The sequence below is a fragment of the Microbacterium sp. NPDC056044 genome, from assembly GCF_042267145.1.
Classification (GTDB): domain Bacteria; phylum Actinomycetota; class Actinomycetes; order Actinomycetales; family Microbacteriaceae; genus Microbacterium.
Genome location: NZ_JBHJWZ010000007.1, coordinates 1 through 17,225, shown reverse-complemented (window position 1 = coordinate 17,225; position 17,225 = coordinate 1). Strand labels below are relative to the sequence as shown.

Below are 17,225 nucleotides of genomic sequence, written 5' to 3'. Positions count from 1 at the left end.
CGACGAACGCACACTGCGACGCCGCGGTGCGCGCCGTCATCCTTTGCCGATGCTGACAACAGGAGGAACCGTGCCCCACGTGTCCGCACGCGCCGACGGCGCGACGCGACCCGCTCCCCACGACCCCACGTCCCGCGCATCCCGCCGCGGGCTCCGACTCACCGCGATCGCCGGCGCCACCGCCGTCGTCGCGGCCCTCATCACCGCGACCCCCGCCGCGGCATTGCTCCCGCCGGCCGACGACGGTGCCTGGCGCTTCGACTTCGGCACCGCGACGAGCGCCGTCGCCGAGGGCTGGCAGCAGGTGCGCACGACATCGCTGTACACCGCCGACGCCGGCTGGGGCATCACCGTGCCCGAGGGCGTGACGCTCTTCGACCGCGACCGCAGCACCGACGGCTCGCCCGCGGGCCCGATGGAGGACGACTTCGTCGCCGGCACGGACTGGGGCTTCCAGCTCGACGGCCTGGCCGAGGGCGACTACGAGGTCACCGTGACCATCGGCGACGGCCTGAGCACCGCATCGGGCACCAACGCCACCGTCACCCTCGAGGGCGTCGCGCAGACCCGCATGACCTCGGCGCGAGGACTCAACACGACCGCGACCTTCACCACCAGCGTCACCGACGGCCGGCTGAACGTCGGCTTCACGGGCTCGGGCCTCGGCGCCTACGTCAACGGCCTCGTCGTGGCGCCGATCGTGCCCGACGCTCCCGCCGGCCTCGCCGCCACCCGCGTCGCCTGGAACGGTGTCGACCTCACGTGGACCGCCGTCGACGGCGCGACGGCCTACCGGGTGCTGCGCGCGCCCGTCGCGAACGACGCGACCGGCGAGTTCACGCAGATCGCCGAGACCACCGACCCCTCCTACAGCGACACCTCCGTCGCCGAGGGCGCTTCGTACGCCTACGCGGTCGTCGCCGTGGACGACGACGGCGTGGCCTCCGCCCCGTCGGCCGAGGTGCGGTCGGGCGTCATCCCCGAGCTCGTCGCGCCGGCCGCCCCGGCCGACCTCGCTGTCGCGCAGGTCACCCGTGACGCGGTCGTGCTCTCGTGGTCCGCCGTCGCGAACGGCGACGAGTACATCGTCGAGCGCGCCGGTGCCGACGGCGCCTTCTCTGCTCTCGCGACCGTCACGACGCCCGGATACACGGATGCTGTCGACACGGCGCAGCAGTGGACGTACCGGGTCACCGCGCAGAACGAGGCGGGCGCCTCGCCGGCTTCGACGTCCGTCACCTCGAACGTCTACAGCGCCCCGACGCCGCTTCCTTCCGGCGACGTCGTGACGTTCGACTTCGGCCCGGGCCAGGTGGCCGACGGCGCGCTCTCGGTGACGTCCGCGACGTCGTACAACGCGGAGTGGGGCTACGGCTTCTCGACCGCGCCGACCTCAGCGACGCCCGACGTCGACCGCGGCGGCTCCGACGCACTGCGCGGCGACTTCGTCGCGGCGGCAGGCGCCACCTTCGAGGTCGACCTCGGCGCCGGCGACTACTCGGCGCGTGTCGTGTCGGGCGACGCTCAGGCGGCGACCACCACCACGGTGACAGCCGAGAGCATCGCGAAGGTGCTGGCGAACCCGCAGGCCTCGGGGGCGTTCCTCGACATGTCGTTCACGATCGCGCTCGTCGACGGAACGCTGACCCTGCAGTTCGCAGGTGACGCGCCCGTCGTCAACGCCCTGACCATCACGCGCCTGCCGGCACGCGTCGCAGGGGCCATCTCGACCGCGTTCATCACCGGCGACTCGACGGTGCAGACCTACGACCCGATCGCCTATGCGCCGCAGGCCGGCTGGGGCCAGATGATCGACCGGTTCTTCGCCGACGACATCGCCTTCGCCAATCATGCGATCGGCGGCCGGTCCTCCAAGAACTTCATCACGCAGGGCCGTCTCGACGAGGTGCTGCGCAGCATCCGTCCCGGCGACTATCTCTTCGTGCAGTTCGGGCACAACGACGCCACCCAGGGTGTCGACGACCGGTACGCGAGCCCGGCGGACTACAAGGAGTACCTGCGCGTCTACGTCGAGGGCGCACGGCAGCGCGGCGCGACGCCGATCCTCGTCACCCCGGTTTCGCGGCGCAGCTTCGACGCGGCCACCGGCATCTTCAACGTCAGCTTCCCCGAGTACGTCGACAAGATGAAGGAGCTCGCCGCCGAGGAGGACGTGCTGCTCGTCGACCTGTCGGCCTCGAGCCGTGCGTACCTGAACGAGATCGGCCCGGAGGCGGCGAAGGCCGTGTTCCTGCACGTCGATCCGGGCGTCTTCCCGAACCGGCCCGCCGGCATCGTCGACGACACGCACTTCCAGGAGTACGGCGCGATCCAGCTCGCACGCCTGATCGCGCAGGACGTCGCGGGGCTCGACAGCCCGCTCGCCGCGAAGGTCGCCGACATCGCGCCCCCGGCCGACGTGCCGGTCGCCCCGCAGAACGTCGTGGCGGGTGCGATCAGCAACGGCGGCGCGACGCTGCAGTGGGATGCCTCGCCGACGGCCGACATCTACAAGATCTACCGTCAGGCGGTGGCCGACACGGCCCCCGACTGGACGCTCGTCGGCATGGTGACGCAGACCAGCTCGATCGTGCAGGGTCTCGCCGAGGGCACCGGCTACCGGTACCGCGTCGTCGCGGTGAACGGCCGCGGCGAGTCCGCGCCGAGCGCCGCCGTGACCTTCACGACGAAGCAGGCGGTGTACAAGTACGACTTCCAGCTCGCGGGCAATCCGCTCATGGCGGGGTACACCGAGGTCAACCCGAACACGGCGTACACGGCCGAGCGCGGGTACGGCTTCCTCAACACCCTGGCCGCGAACGCCGGCCGCGACCGCGGCGCCGCGACGGGCTCGAACGACCTGGTGCGCGACTTCGTGCTCCCGGGCGACAGCTCGACCTTCGCCCTGGACGTGCCCAACGGCACCTACTCGGTGAAGACGTACTCGGGCGACTGGATCGGCTCGACGCGCACCAGCTTCCGCATCGAGGGCAAGGAGGCGGGCACCGGCAACGCCGGCAGCGGCAGCGTCAACTCCACGCTGCGCGGACCGTACCTCGTCACCGACGGGCAGCTCAACGTCGAGGCGTACGGCGCCGCCGCGGGCACGCGCCTCAACGGCCTGGAGATCACGCCGATCCTCCTCGGGCCGGTGGGCCTCGAGGTCGTCGACGTGAACGCCGACCCGGCAGCGCCCAGCGTCTCGCTGGCGTGGGATGCCGAGCCCGGCCTCACCTGGAACGTCTACCGGAAGTCGCCGTTCGACGCCAAGCCCGTGCTCGTCGCGGCGGTGAGCGAGCCCGCGTTCGTCGACACGACCGCGCGCGTCGGGCTCGACTATGCATACCACGTGACCGCGGTCGACCAGACGAAGCTCGAGTCGGTGCCGTCGGCCACGGTCGAGGTCTCGTTCGTCGACGCCGAGGTGACGCCGCCGGCGGCACCGTCGGGGCTCGCGGTCGAGAGCATCGAGAAGCGCTCGGTGGAGTTCTCGTGGGCGCAGCCGCTGGGTGCGCTGTACTACCTGGTGTTCCGCTCCGAGGTCGAGGGCGAGCGCGGCGAGCTGATCGGCATCGCCGAGACCAGCCGGTACACAGACACCGACGTGCTCACCACGATCCCGTACTTCTACACGGTGGTCGCGGTGAACGCGGGCGGCGCCGGCGGCGCGTCGGCGCAGCTCGGCACCGAGGCGGTGACGGTGCTGCAGCGGCAGGCCGAGTACCTCGATCGCGCGCCGGCGGCGGTGTCGACGGATGCCGGGAACCTGGTGTCGTGGCGCATGCTCGGCACCGATCCCGACAGCGTGGCCTTCCACGTCTACCGTGACGGCAAGCGGGTGACGAAGGCGCCGATCACGGACTCGACGAACTATCTCGACGAGGCCGGGGGCGCAGCATCCGTCTACTTCATCACCACCGTGCTGGACGGCGTCGAGACGACCGAGACGGACTCGTTCGGCGTGCAGACCGGCGCGTACCGGTCGGTGCCGCTCGACAAGCCGGCCGACGCCTACAGCAAGGACGGCCAGCCGTACACGTACTCCGCGAACGACACGAGCGTGGGCGACGTGGACGGCGACGGCCAGTACGAGCTGCTCGTGAAGTGGGACCCGTCCAACGCGAAGGACAACTCGCAGGCCGGCTACACCGGCAACGTGTACCTCGACGCGTACAAGCTCGACGGCACGCGGCTGTGGCGCATCGACCTGGGTGTGAACGTCAGGGCCGGCGCGCACTACACGCAGTTCCAGGTGTACGACTACGACGGCGACGGACGTGCCGAGGTCATCATGAAGACCGGCGACGGCACGATCGACGGCGTCGGCCAGCCGATCGGCAACGCCAGCGCCGACTACCGCAACAGCTCGGGCTACGTGCTGACCGGACCCGAGTACCTCACGGTGTTCCACGGCCTGACCGGCGCGGCGATCGACACGGTGGACTACGTGCCGGCCCGCGGTGACGTCGGAGCGTGGGGCGATGCCTACGGCAACCGGGTCGACCGGTTCCTGGCGGCGACGGCCTACCTCGACGGCGAGCACCCGAGCGCGGTCTTCAGCCGCGGGTACTACACCCGCGCGGTGATGGCGGCATACGACTTCGACGGCTCGAAGCTCACCCAGCGGTGGGTGCTCGACTCGAACGAGGACGGCAACGAGGGCTTCTACGGGATGGGCAACCACAACCTGTCGGTCGCGGACGTCGACGGCGACTCGAAGGACGAGGTCGTCTACGGCTCGGCGACGGTCGACGACGACGGGCAGCTGCTCTACTCGACCGGCCTCGGTCACGGCGACGCGATCCACGTGTCGGACCTCGTGCCCTCGAACCCGGGCCTGGAGGTCTTCGCGGCCCACGAGGACATGGCCAACTCCGGCAACGTGGGCGCCACGATGCGCGACGCCCGCACCGGCGAGGTGCTGTGGTCGATCCCCGCGGTGAAGGACACCGGCCGCGCGGCATCGGGCGACATCGATCCCCGCTACGAAGGGGCCGAGGGATGGGCCATCGGCGGCGACGCCGCGTGGAACTCCCCGGTCGGGCAGCTGAAGTCCTCCACGGGGGAGCTGATCGGCGAGAAGATCCCGGCGGCGAACTTCCTCGCCTGGTTCGACGGCGACCCGCTCCGCGAGATCGTCGACCACGACTGGAACGCGACCACGTCCCAGGGCGTGCCGACCATCGCCAAGTGGAACTGGGAGACCGAGTCGGCCGACGTGATCGTGAAGGCCGACGGCGCCCGGTCGAACAACTCGACGAAGGGAACGCCCAACCTGCAGGCCGACCTGTTCGGCGACTGGCGTGAGGAGATCGCGTGGCGCTCGGCCGATTCGACCGAGCTGCGCATCTACTCGACGACCGACGAGACCGACCTGCGCCTGCGCACGCTGATGCACGACCCGGTCTACCGCCTGTCGGTCGCGTGGCAGAACACCGGCTACAACCAGCCGCCGCAGACGTCGTTCTTCCTGGGCGACGACATGACCGAGCCGCCGGCACCGCGCATCGCGGTCACGGGCGACCCCTCGGGGGCGACGGACACCACCGCGCCGGTGCTCTCGGGAGTCCCGGCCGACGGCACCCTGCTGCCGAGCACGGCGACGTTCACGGTGGGGGTGACGGCGGACGACCCGGAGTCGGGCGTGCGCACCCTCGACATCGCGTTCGACGGCGAGCCGGTCGCACCGGGCCAGGTCATCGACCTCGCCGGCAAGGTGGGCGCGCACACGCTGACGGTGAACGCGGTGAACCACGACGGCCTCGTCACGGCGGTGTCGGTGCAGCTGCTGGTGTTCGACGACGAGGGCGCGAAGGCGGCTCCCGGCCGCGGCACGCTGTCGACGAACTCCGGCTGGGAGGACGGCCTGCACGACGGCACGTTCACGGTGTCGATGAACCTCTGGTCGGGGGTCAACGGCGCGGTGTACAAGCTGTACGAGAACGGCACGCTCATCTCGACGAAGCTGCTCGACGCGAACTCGCCGAAGGCGCAGCTGTCGACGGTCGACGTGTCGGGCAAGCCCAACGGCACCTACGTCTACACGGGCGAGCTGATCAACGCGAAGGGCACCACCGCGACCACCTCGGTGACCGTGAAGGTGAAGGATGCTGCGCCCGCGGCACCCGTCCTCTCGCACGACAATTGGGACAAGGACGGCAACTACATCGTCACGGCCAACCTGTGGTGGGGCACGAATGCCACCTCCTATCGCCTGCTCGAGAACGGCGTGGTGATCGACGAGCAGTCGCTCACCGCCGCCTCGCCGAACGCGCAGCAGGCCACGACCGCCGTCGCGGGACGCGCACCCGGCACGTACACCTACGTCGCCGAGTTCGCCAACGCCGCCGGGGCCACGAGCTCGAAGCCGATCACGGTGACGGTGAAGTAGCCCAGGTCACGCACCAGCGGCCGGTCGCCTTCGGGCGGCCGGCCGCTTCGCGTTCTGCTCCGGATCGCCGGATCGCCGGATCGCCGGATCAGCCGCCGAAGCCGCACCAGGCGGCGACCCAGGTGAGGATCTTGCCACGCATCTCCTCACCGACGAACAGCTCGACCGAACCGGACTCGCCCTGACGCTCGACGGCCAGGTCGAAGACCGTACCGCGCTTGTCCTCCTGGACGGCATGCGGGTCGCAGCGGAAGGGCACGATCGGAATCTGCACCACGACCGGCGCGGAGTCCCCTTCGGCGACCTCGACGTCGAGCGCGTGGACCTCTTCGGAGGTCGCCCCGGCGAAGTCGATCAGATTCGTGCGTCCGATGCCCTCGATCTTCACCGCGCCGTCCCCGGTCGGGCTGACCGTGAGCTCCAGCGCCGCAGGCGCGCCTGGCGCGGAGGGCTCGAAGCCGGTGAAGGCGAGGGACGCAGCATCCGTCACCCGTTCCAGCAGGCACTCGCGGGCGTGCAGCGCGGCGACGAAGCCGAGGGGATCGGGAGCGGATGCCGTCACCTCGGCCGACGCGGAGTCGCCGGTCAGTTCGAGCACGACGTCGGCCTCGCCGTCGTCGGGCGCGCTGCAGTCGACGGGCGGCAGGTGTACGCGGATGTCGACAGTGCCCCCGGGAGCCACGGTGCTGACGCGACCGGCGATCACGCGCACCGCGGGGCCGTCGAAACGCGCGTCTTCGACGCGGACCTCTCCGACCGTGAGCGGGGCGTCGCCACCGTTCTGGAGATGCACCTGGGCCTGCCTGCCGGCCACGTCCGAGCGCAGCTGCTGGAATTCGACGGCGACCCCGGCCGGCAGCGTCGGCGCCGGCTCGGGGCTCTCGGGCGACACGGCGCAGCCGGTCAGCGCCAGCGCACCCGCGAGCGCGAACACCCCGACGCGGGGACGCGGTCGCGCCGAGATCCGCATCGGCCTACCGCGTCAGGGTCTCGCGCGCGACGGTGAAGTCCTCGAGCGCCACCGGGTCGATGTCGACACCGAGCCCGTGGCCGACCGGCACGCGCACGTGACCGTCTTCGAGCACGGCCGGCTCGGTGACGACGTCGCGCGCGTAGAACCGGCTCGACGCCGACACGTCGCCGGGCAGGGTGAAACCCGGGAGCGCGGCGAGCGCCGCGTTCGCCGCCCGGCCGATGCCGGTCTCGAGCATGCCGCCGCACCACACCGGCACACGGGCCTCAGCGCACCGATCGTGGATGCGCACCGCCTCGAGATACCCGCCGACCCGGCCGGCCTTGATGTTGATGACCGAGGCCGAGCCCAGCGCGAGCGCGTCAGCCGCGGCCTTGTCGGACACGATGGACTCGTCGAGGCAGACGGGGGTGCGCAGGCGCTTGGCGAGCGTGGCGTGATCGACGAGGTCGTCCTCCTGCAGCGGCTGCTCGATGAGGAGCAGGTCGAAGCGGTCGAGCTCGGCGAGGGTGTCGGCATCCGCCATCGTGAAGGCCGAGTTCGCGTCGACCTGCAGCGGGATCGCGCCGAAGGCGTCGCGCACGGCGGCCGTGTCGCCGACGTCGCGGCCGGGCTTGATCTTGATCTTGATGCGCACGTAGCCCTCGTCGAGGTAGCCGCGCACGGTCTCGACGAGCGCGCCGGGATCGCGCTGGATGCCGACCGACACCCCGCTCGGCACGCGGTCGCGCACGGCTCCGACGTACTCGGCGAAACTGCGTCCCTCGGCGCGCAGCGCCGCGTCCAGCACCGCGAGCTCGAGCCCGGCCTTCGCCATGCGGTGGCCCTTGAACGGCTCGAGGGCGTGCGCGACCTCTTCGGGCGCGAGGCGCCGGCGATCGAGCAGAGCCGGCGCGAGGAACCGCAGCGCGACGTCCCACGCGCCCTGCGTGTATTCGCTCGAGTACAGCGGATCGGCCTGCGTGACGATCTCGCCCCAGCCGTCGCCGTCGGCGGTGAGCGCCCGCACGACGATCACCTCGCGCACCGTCTCGGTGCCGAACGACGTGGTGAACGGGGCGACGAGCGGCAGGTGCAGCACCCGCAACTCGAATCCTTCGAGGATGACGGATGCCGCCGGCCGGGCGATGGGCATGCGCTCAGCGTACGCCCGGCCGGCGACGGAGCGAGGCGGTCAGTGCGCGAAGCGCGCGGTCTGCGCGTCTCGGAGGACCGGGACGTACGTGGACCGGGCGACCCGCGGTCGCCGGCGACGCGGTTCGGCAGGCGCCGTGTGGTGCGCCGTTCCGCGCAGCGCGTCGCTCATGGCGACGATCAGGGTCTCGATGTGCTCGCGCATGACTCCTCCTCGTTCCCCTGAGAAGAGCGGCGGGCGTGTGCCGTGATACGTCCGTCTGCCTATCCGTCTGTCCGTCTGCCCGTCACGGTACGCCGGGGTTCCGACATCCCGTCTCGGCGAGGATTCGAAAGCCCCGCGAGCCGTCGCGAACGGCCGCCGCGCGAACCACGGGGCGACCAGAAGCGACGGGTCGCGGGCGCGCCCGGGTCAGACGGGGAGCTCGGCGAAGGCCCGCACGGGGAACGTGCCGAAGCCCTCGACCGCCGGAGGCGCGGCGGTGAAGCGGGCGCCGCGCGGCGGCAGCGAGCCCAGGTTCGTCAGGTGCTCGACCACGTGCACGCCGGCGCCCAGGAGCAGGGAGTGCGCCGGCCGCTCGCCGCCGGACTCGGTGTCGTCGATGTTCACCGAGTCGATGCCGACGAGCACCGCCCCCGCGTCGATGAGCCACTGCGCGGCCTCGCCCGTGAGGAACGGGGCGCCGACGCCGTACTCCGGGGCACCGAAATGCCGGTCCCACCCGGTGTGCAGCAGGACGGCCGCGCCGCGCACGTCGCGGTCGGCGAGCGTGGCGGAACGGATGCCTCGGCGCGAGGCATCCCACGCGTCCTCGAGGTGGAACACCTCGGCGCGGAGGCCCACGAGCGTCGACAGGTCGAGACCCGCCAGGTCGCTGCCGTCCGCGTACCGGTGGAACGGCGAGTCGAGGTAAGTGCCGGTGTTGCCGATCATGTGGATGACGTCCATCGCGAACTCCGTGCCCGGCGCGTAGCGCGCGCGGGAGTCCTCGCGCGTGAGGTGCGGCGTGATGGTCGGCGCGGGAAGACCCGGGTAGGTCACGAGTCCGGCGCGGATCGGGTGGCTGAGGTCGACCACGCGCGTCCCGCCGGCGGCCGGGGACGCGGCATCCACTCCCCTGCTCCCACGGTGCGGCTCCTCGACGATGCGCAGTCCCCGCAGCTCGACCTCATCGACGAGCGCGAGCCCCAGGTGCGCGATCAGCAGCCGCGCGATCTCGCTCTCCGTGGCGTTCGCGCTGGGAAGGTCGAGCCGGAACCCCGTGCCGGCGAGGCCACCGCCGTTGGCGAAGCGGATGTCGAAGTCGAAGTGGGCGCGATACTCGGGCATGCGGGTCAGCGTAGGGGCGCAGCATCCGTCTCCCACGGCCGGCTTCGGAGAATGGCAGGCGACTCCCGTCAGACGGCAGGAATGCTCCGGCCCTCAGGGACGGACGAGCAGGTACCCGCGAGCGTCGTCGAAGCCGCCGATCGCGAGGCCGTCGGCCAGGTGCCCGACGAGCTGCGCGCGCACGCGCGTGCGCCAGACCGCAGCATCCACCGGCGTCTCGCGCCGCAGGGTCTCGATGTCGTGCGGGATCTCGACCGACGCGACCACCTGCTCGTCGTCGGGCGTGGGCACGGGCGGGGCGGCGAGCGCCCACGACACCATGATGCGGTCGGTCTCGTCGCCGCGGTTGACGCCGTCGTCCATCGGGCCGTAGTGGTTCACGAGGTACTCGGTGACCCGGGTGCCGAGCACGCGCAGGTTGAAGTGCGCGTTGCGGGCGACGAGCGGGTCGAACGTCCACGTGATGTGGCCGACGCCGCGCGCGAGCGCCCACTCCTGCTGGTGCCGCTTCAGCACGCGACCGAGCCCCTGCGACTGGTGGTCGGGCAGCACGCCGGTGATGTGGCTGTGCATCGAGCGGGCGGCGGGCTCGGCGAAGAAGGCGACGGATGCCCCGACCATGCGCTCGTCGTCGTACAGGCCGACCGCGTAGTTGCCGGCGTGGGCGAGGGCGCGCAGCAGGTTCGGCGGCATGCCGCCGCGGTCGCCGCCCCACACCTCGGCCAGCACGGCCGACGCGCGGTGGACCTCGTCGACGGTGTCGAGGAAGCGGATGTCGATGCCGGGCGGCGTCGCGGTCTCGGCCATGTGCTCACGGTACTCCGGGCGGGCATAGCCTGGAGGGATGGCTGACCGGGACGAAGACGCAAGAAGAAGACTCACCCGGATGCCTCGGCAGGGCGCCATCGTCACCGTGCTGGCGATCGCGGGGCTGGCGTCGTCGTTCATGTTCACGCTGGTGGTGCCGATCCAGTCCAAGCTGCCGGAGCTGCTCAACGCCAGCCGCGACGACACCGCGTGGGTCGTCACGTCGACCCTCCTCGCCGCCGCCGTGATGACGCCGATCGCCGGGCGCCTCGGCGACATGTACGGCAAGCGGCGCATCGTGCTGGTGCTGCTCGCGCTGCTGGTCGCCGGATCCGTCATCGCCGCCGCATCCACCGGCATCGTCGGCGTGATCGTCGGCCGCACCCTGCAGGGCGCGGTGACCGGCGTGATCCCGCTCGGCATCTCGATCCTCCGCGACGTGCTGCACGAAGACCGGGTCGACTCGGCCATCGCCCTCATCAGCGCGACGCTCGGCGTGGGCGGCGCGCTCGGCCTGCCCATCAGCGCGCTCATCACCGAGCGCAGCGACTGGCACGTGCTGTTCTGGGTGTCGGCGGGACTCGGCGCCGTCGTGTTCGCGCTCGTGCTGTGGATCGTGCCGGTGAGCGCCCTGCGCACCGGCGGCAGGTTCGACTACCTCGGCGCCCTCGGCCTCGCGGTCGGCCTCATCGGCGTGCTGCTCGCGGTGTCGCGCGGCAACGAGTGGGGCTGGGCCTCCCCCGCGACGCTCGCCTGCGGGCTCGGCGGCATCGTGGTGCTGCTGCTGTGGGGCTGGTACGAGCTGCGCATCGCGGACCCGCTGCTCGACCTCCGCGTCGCGGCGCGACGCCCGGTGCTGCTCACGAACCTCGCCTCGATCGTGTTCGGCTTCTCGCTGTTCGCGTCGAACGTGATCTACCCGCAGATGCTCGAGCTGCCGACCGCGGCCGGCGGGTTCGGCCTGCCCCTGGTCGCCGCGAGCCTCGTCGTCATGCCCGCGGGGCTCGTGATGATGGTGCTCTCGCCGTTCTCGGGCCGGCTCGCCCGCACCGTCGGGCCCAAGCTCCTCCTCGTCGTGGGCGCCATCGCGCTCGTCCTCACGTACGGCTTCACCCTCCTGTTCTCGAGCGAGGTGTGGCAGATCCTCGTCGCGAACATCGGGATCGGCCTGGGCATCGGCTTCGGCTACGCCGCGATGCCGATGCTCATCATGCGCTCGGTGCCGCAGTCCGAGACGGGCGCGTCGAACGGTCTCAACGCGCTGTTCCGCTCGCTCGGCACGAGCACCGCGGCGGCCGTGGTCGGTGCCGTGCTCGCCACCTTCGCCGTCGAGATCGACGGCGTGCCGGTGCCCGACCCGGCGGCGTTCCACATCTCGTTCCTGCTCGGCGGCGCGGCCGCGCTCATCGCGCTGCTCGTGGCCCTCTTCATCCCGCGCCACCGCGCGCCCGAGGAGCGGCACCCGTCCCTCCGGGAGTGACCCGGACCCGGCCTCAGCCCCGCAGCCGCGCCAGTCGCGCCGAGTCCGGCGCGAGCCGCTCCGCCACCGCGACCGCCGAGAGGATCGCGCTCTCGTGCGAGTCGGCGTCCGCGGTGTACAGCCCCGCCAGCGACACCCCGTGCTGCCCCTGCAGCGGGCGCAGCCGACGCTGCGCGTCGAAGTACGCGGTGTCGATGAGCCCGTGCCAGTAGGTCGCGGTCGCGTACAGGGGCTCCGGCAGCGCCGAGTCGTACGTCACCCAGCTCTTGAAGACATCGCCCCCGCGTGACGGGCTCCAGATCGACAGGGAGCTGTGCGCAGCATCCGTCCGCACGTTCACGACCGACCACGCCCGCTCGTCGCGCGGCATCAGCCGCCGGTCGCCGTGGATCGCGATGGTCGTGTCGAAGTACCCGAACCGCGCGAGCTGCGCGGCGACCTCGGCGAACTCGGGCAGCGGGGCCAGCAGGTCGTGCGCGGTCGCCGCATCGCACGCGAAGACGAGATGGTCGAACGGATGCTGCGCCCCGGCCGCCTCGACGAGCAGCACACCGTCGGCGGCCCGGGTGACGGAATCGACGGGCGCGCCGGTGTGCAGGCTCGCCCGCTCGAGCGAGGCGACGAGGGCGTCGACGTAGACGCGGAGGCCGCCCGGGATCTCGCTCTGGTCGGGCGGCGTCAGCCCGCGCGGGAGGTTCGCGCCCAGGTAGTACAGCGCGTTGTACGCGGCGAACCGGCGGAAGTCGGCGAGGTCGACGCACCAGAACGCGAGCAGCAGCGGGAAGAGGAAGTCGTCGACGAACGCCTTCGGCAGCCGCTCGCGCTCGACGTACTCGGCGATCGTCAGGGTCGTGTCGTGCTCGGCGAGGAACGCCGGGATGCGGGCGAGGAACGCGCGGAAGCGCACCAGGTGCATGATCGCGCGCGGCGTGAGCGACGCCCACACCGGCCGGCCGCGCCGGAACGGGGGCATCACGACGGGCCGCGTGCCGTCGAGGCGCGACACCGTGAGCGTCGCCGGATAGGTCGTGCGCGGCACCCCGAGCTCGTCGAGCAGCCGGTTGAAGGTCGCGTACGCGGCGCTCGCGGCGAAGAACTGGAACCCGGCGTCGACGCGCAGCATCTCGCCGTCGACTTCGACGTCGACCGTGTGCGCGTGACCGCCGAGGCGGTCGTCCTTCTCGAACAGCGCGACGTCGTGGTCGTGCTCCAGCAGCCACGCGGCCGCCAGTCCCGCGGCGCCGCCGCCGATGATGCCGATCCGCATATGCGCGCCGTTCTGTGAGCCCCCGCTCAGACTAGGGCGTGCGTGCCGGGGGCTATCGCGCCCACGTGCCGCGTCGCTAGCCTGACCTCAACCGGGGGCGACGGGAGCGGGCGATGGACGGGCGAGATCAGGGCTTCGAGGGGGACGACGCGAAGCGGGGAGAACGCAAGCCCGAGCAGGTCCCGGTCGGCCCGCCCGACGGCGCCACCGCCGCGGCGGACGCCACGCGCACCGGTACGGTCGCCAGCGCGAGCGGAACCGACGCGGCCGGCACGACCGCCCCGGACGACGGCTCCGACCACGACACCCGGTTCTTCGGGCAGCCCTGGGCCCTCGCGCACATCTTCGGCGTCGAGATGTGGGAGCGCTTCAGCTTCTACGGCATGCAGGGCATCCTGCTCATCTACATGTACTACTCCGTCGCCGACGGCGGACTCGGGATTCCCGAGGCGACGGCGACCGGCATCGTCGGCGCCTACGGCGGCACCGTCTACCTGTCGACGATCCTCGGCGCGTGGGTGGCCGACCGCCTGCTCGGCTCGGAGCGCGTCCTCTTCTTCAGCGCCTGGGTCATCATGGCGGGACACATCGCCCTCGCCCTGCTCCCCAGCGTGTGGGGGCTCGGCGTCGGCCTCATCCTCGTCGCGGTCGGCTCGGGCGGCCTGAAGGCGAACGCGACGGCCGTCGTCGGCACGCTGTACTCCGCGAAGGACCCGCGCCGCGACGCGGGCTTCTCGCTCTTCTACCTCGGCATCAACCTCGGCGCCTTCCTCGGGCCGATCGTGACCGGCTTCCTGCAGAGCAACGTCGGCTTCCACTGGGGATTCGGCGCGGCGGCGATCGGCATGGCGATCGGTCTCACGCAGTACTCGTTCGGCCGCAAGCAGCTGCCGGCCTCGTCGCGCGTCGTCGCGAACCCGCTGCCGGCGAACCGCCGCGGCATCATGATCGGCATCGGCATCGCGGGGCTCGCGCTCATCGTCGTTCTCGTGCTCACCGGCGTGATCCGCGCCGACAACCTCGCGGGCATCGTGATCCTCGTCACGCTCGCCGCGGCCATCGCCTACTTCTCGGTGATCATCTCGTCGCGCGCGATCAGCGGCGACGACCGCTCGCGCGTCATCGGCTTCATCCCGCTGTTCATCGTGAACGTCGGCTTCTGGTCGCTGTACCAGCAGCAGTTCACGGTGCTGACGATCTACTCCGACAAGCAGCTGGATCGCACGATCTTCGGCTGGGAGATGCCGGTGTCGTGGGTCAACTCGATCAACCCGATCTTCGTCATCATCCTGTCGGGCGTCTTCGCCGCGATCTGGACGAAGCTCGGCGACCGCGCCCCGTCGGCACCCGTGAAGTTCTCGCTCGGCGCGATGATCATGGGCGTCGCGTTCCTGCTGTTCCTGCCGTGGGCGAACGGCGCCCCGAACTCGACGCCGCTGATGGCCATCGTGATGATCCTGTTCGTCTTCACGATCGCCGAACTGTTTATCTCGCCCCCTGGCCTGTCGGTGACCACGAAGCTCGCGCCCCAGCGCTTCCACACGCAGATGGTCGCGCTGTACTTCCTCTCCATCGCCCTCGGCACCGCGATCGCCGGCTGGCTCGCGCAGTTCTACGACCCGACGAACGAGATCCCCTACTTCACGATCCTCGGCGGCATCGCCATCGTGCTGGGCCTCGCGCTGCTCGCGGCGGTCAAGCCCGTGCTGAGGCTCATGCGCGGGGTGCGCTGAGAATCACGGATGCTGCGGGCCTCGGCATCCGCGTCACTCCGATCTTGTCGAGAAGGCGGCGTCGAACGCGGCAGCGGGCGGCGAGATGGCGTTGAGCTTGCGCACGAACGCGACGGCCTCGGGGGCGCCCTGCAGGCGGTCCATGCCGGCGTCCTCCCACTCCACGGAGGTGGGGCCGTCGTAGCCGATCGCATTCAGCGCGCGGAACAGCGGCTCCCACGGCACGTGGCCGTGACCGGTCGACACGAACGTCCAGCCGCGGCGCGGGTTCGCCCACGGCAGGTGAGAGCCCAGCACGCCGTTGCGGCCGTCGAGGTTGGTGATCGACTCCTTCACGTGCACGTGGAAGATGTGCTCGGCGAAATCCAGCACGAACGCGACAGGGTCGAGCTGCTGCCACATGAAGTGCGACGGGTCGAAGTTGATGCCGAAGCTCTCCCGGTGCCCGATCGCCTCCAGGGTCGCCTTCGCGGTCCAGTAGTCGTAGGCGATCTCCGACGGGTGAACCTCGAGCGCGAACCGCACCCCGACCTCCTCGAACACGTCGAGGATCGGGTTCCAGCGATCGGCGAAGTCCTGGTAGCCGGCCGCGATCCATTCGTCGGTCGCGGGCGGGAACATCGCCACGGCCTTCCAGATCGACGACCCTGTGAAGCCGTTCACCGTCTTCACTCCCAGCGCCGCAGCGAACCGCGCCGTGTTCTTCAGGTCCTCCGCGGCACGCTGCCGCACGCCCTCCGGGTCGCCGTCGCCCCACACCCGGTCCGACAGGATGTCGCGGTGCCGCTGATCGATCGGGTCGTCGCACACCGCCTGCCCGGTGAGGTGGTTCGAGATCGCCCACACCTTCAGGCCGTTGCGCTCGAGGATGTCGAGCCGCGACTGCACGTACTCGGCGTCGTCCCACCGGGACACGTCGATGTGATCGCCCCAGCACGCGATCTCCAGACCGTCGAAACCCCACTCGCCGGCGAGCCGCGCGACCTCCTCAAAGGGCAGGTCGGCCCACTGACCGGTGAACAGAGTGATCGGACGAGGCATGTGAGGCTCCTTTGCTTCTCTGATGTCTTGGTGTGTTGTGACGCTATCCGGCCGCGGTGCCGCGCCGGGATCAGCGCTCGGCCATGTCGGACGCGACCGGCACCCAGGCCGACTCGCGCGCTGCGCTCTCCTCGACGGCGGCGAGCACTCGCTGCACCGACAGCCCCTCGGCGAACGACGGCTGCGGGTCGGTGCCCTCGGCGATCGCCTGCACGAAGTCCACGGCCTGGTGGCTGAAGGCGTGCTCGTAGCCGAGCATGTGGCCCGCCGGCCACCATGCCCCGACGTACGGGTGCGACGGCTCGGTCACGAGGATGCGCGTGAACCCCTGCGTCTGGTCGGGAGCGGTGCGGTCGTAGAACCACAGCGTGTTCATGTCTTCGAGGTCGAACCGCAGCGCGCCCTTGTCGCCCGACACCTCGATCGACAGGTCGTTCTTGCGGCCGGTCGCGAACCGGGTCGCCTCGAACGAGACGAGCGCGCCGGTCTCGAGGCGGCCGGTGAAGATCGCGAGGTCGTCGACGGTGACTTCGCCGAAGCCCTCGGCGGCCGTGCCCGACAGGCCCGAGCCCGAACCCTGCAGCGGCCGCTGCTTCACGATCGTCTCGACGACGCCAGAGACGGCGGTCACGTCGAGGCCGGTGACGAACTGGGTCATGTCGATGATGTGCGCGCCGATGTCGCCCAGCGCACCGGACCCGGCGTGCTCCTTCTGCAGGCGCCACGCCAGCGGCATCTCGGGGTCCACCAGCCAGTCCTGCCGGTACGCGGCGCGCACATGGGCGATCTTGCCGACGGCGCCCTGCGCGATGAGATCACGGAGGAACGTCACCGCGGGAACGCGGCGGTACGTGAATCCCGTCATGGAACGGATGCCTCGCGCCGCCGCCCGCGCGGCTGCCTCGGCCATCGCCTCCGCCTCGGCGACCGTGTTCGCGAGCGGCTTCTCGCACAGCACATGCTTGCCGGCCTCCAGCGCCGCGATCGCGATCTCGGCGTGCGAGTCGCCCGGCGTCACGATGTCGACGATGTCGATGTCGTCGCGCGCGATCACCTCGCGCCAGTCGGT

The 17,225-nt window shown here is 71.1% G+C and carries 11 protein-coding genes; 3 read left to right on the top strand and 8 right to left on the bottom strand.

Annotated features, from left to right (window positions below):
* The first annotated feature begins 79 nt into the window (after window positions 1-79).
* Window positions 80-6,391 (top strand): fibronectin type III domain-containing protein, encoded by a 6,312-nt coding sequence (locus tag ACFC1I_RS19185; protein ID WP_376013772.1) that lies wholly within the window; start codon window positions 80-82, stop codon window positions 6,389-6,391.
* A gap of 88 nt (window positions 6,392-6,479) precedes the next feature.
* Here ACFC1I_RS19185 and ACFC1I_RS19180 read toward each other — a convergent pair whose 3' ends face one another.
* The 5 genes from ACFC1I_RS19180 to ACFC1I_RS19160 all read right to left on the bottom strand — a co-directional run bounded on the left by ACFC1I_RS19180 (window position 6,480) and on the right by ACFC1I_RS19160 (window position 10,635).
* Complete coding sequence (locus tag ACFC1I_RS19180; RefSeq protein WP_376013160.1) at window positions 6,480-7,361, bottom strand: hypothetical protein; 882 nt, start codon at window positions 7,359-7,361, stop codon at window positions 6,480-6,482.
* Window positions 7,362-7,365: 4 nt separating this feature from the next.
* Window positions 7,366-8,499: an o-succinylbenzoate synthase gene (menC, locus tag ACFC1I_RS19175; protein ID WP_376013157.1), complete on the bottom strand. Its 1,134-nt coding sequence runs from the start codon at window positions 8,497-8,499 to the stop codon at window positions 7,366-7,368.
* Between the two features lie 39 nt (window positions 8,500-8,538).
* Entirely contained in the window at window positions 8,539-8,703 is a 165-nt protein-coding gene (locus ACFC1I_RS19170; RefSeq protein WP_376013155.1) for a hypothetical protein, read from the bottom strand.
* 207 nt (window positions 8,704-8,910) lie between these two features.
* The gene (locus tag ACFC1I_RS19165; RefSeq protein ID WP_376013152.1) at window positions 8,911-9,828 is read right to left on the bottom strand and encodes a cyclase family protein; all 918 of its coding nucleotides are present in this window, start codon (window positions 9,826-9,828) and stop codon (window positions 8,911-8,913) included.
* A 93-nt stretch (window positions 9,829-9,921) separates the two neighbouring features.
* A complete protein-coding gene (locus tag ACFC1I_RS19160) occupies window positions 9,922-10,635 on the bottom strand; it encodes a GNAT family N-acetyltransferase (RefSeq protein ID WP_376013149.1) in 714 nt (237 codons plus the stop codon).
* 79 nt (window positions 10,636-10,714) lie between these two features.
* Here ACFC1I_RS19160 and ACFC1I_RS19155 point away from each other — a divergent pair, with 79 nt between their 5' ends.
* Window positions 10,715-12,115, top strand: a complete 1,401-nt coding sequence (locus ACFC1I_RS19155) for an MFS transporter (protein WP_376013146.1) — start codon at window positions 10,715-10,717, stop codon at window positions 12,113-12,115.
* A 13-nt stretch (window positions 12,116-12,128) separates the two neighbouring features.
* On the opposite strand, the gene ACFC1I_RS19150 is transcribed toward ACFC1I_RS19155, so the two are convergent.
* Window positions 12,129-13,382: an FAD-dependent oxidoreductase gene (locus ACFC1I_RS19150; protein WP_376013144.1), complete on the bottom strand. Its 1,254-nt coding sequence runs from the start codon at window positions 13,380-13,382 to the stop codon at window positions 12,129-12,131.
* Between the two features lie 113 nt (window positions 13,383-13,495).
* On the opposite strand from ACFC1I_RS19150, the gene ACFC1I_RS19145 reads away from it, so the two are divergent.
* Entirely contained in the window at window positions 13,496-15,115 is a 1,620-nt protein-coding gene (locus tag ACFC1I_RS19145; protein WP_376013141.1) for a peptide MFS transporter, read from the top strand.
* A 33-nt stretch (window positions 15,116-15,148) separates the two neighbouring features.
* Here ACFC1I_RS19145 and ACFC1I_RS19140 read toward each other — a convergent pair whose 3' ends face one another.
* Together ACFC1I_RS19140 and ACFC1I_RS19135 are read right to left on the bottom strand one after the other, a co-directional pair.
* Window positions 15,149-16,156: a sugar phosphate isomerase/epimerase family protein gene (locus ACFC1I_RS19140; protein ID WP_376013137.1), complete on the bottom strand. Its 1,008-nt coding sequence runs from the start codon at window positions 16,154-16,156 to the stop codon at window positions 15,149-15,151.
* A gap of 70 nt (window positions 16,157-16,226) precedes the next feature.
* The coding region (locus ACFC1I_RS19135) for a Gfo/Idh/MocA family protein (protein WP_376013134.1) at window positions 16,227-17,225 on the bottom strand (999 nt) is incomplete at its 5' end.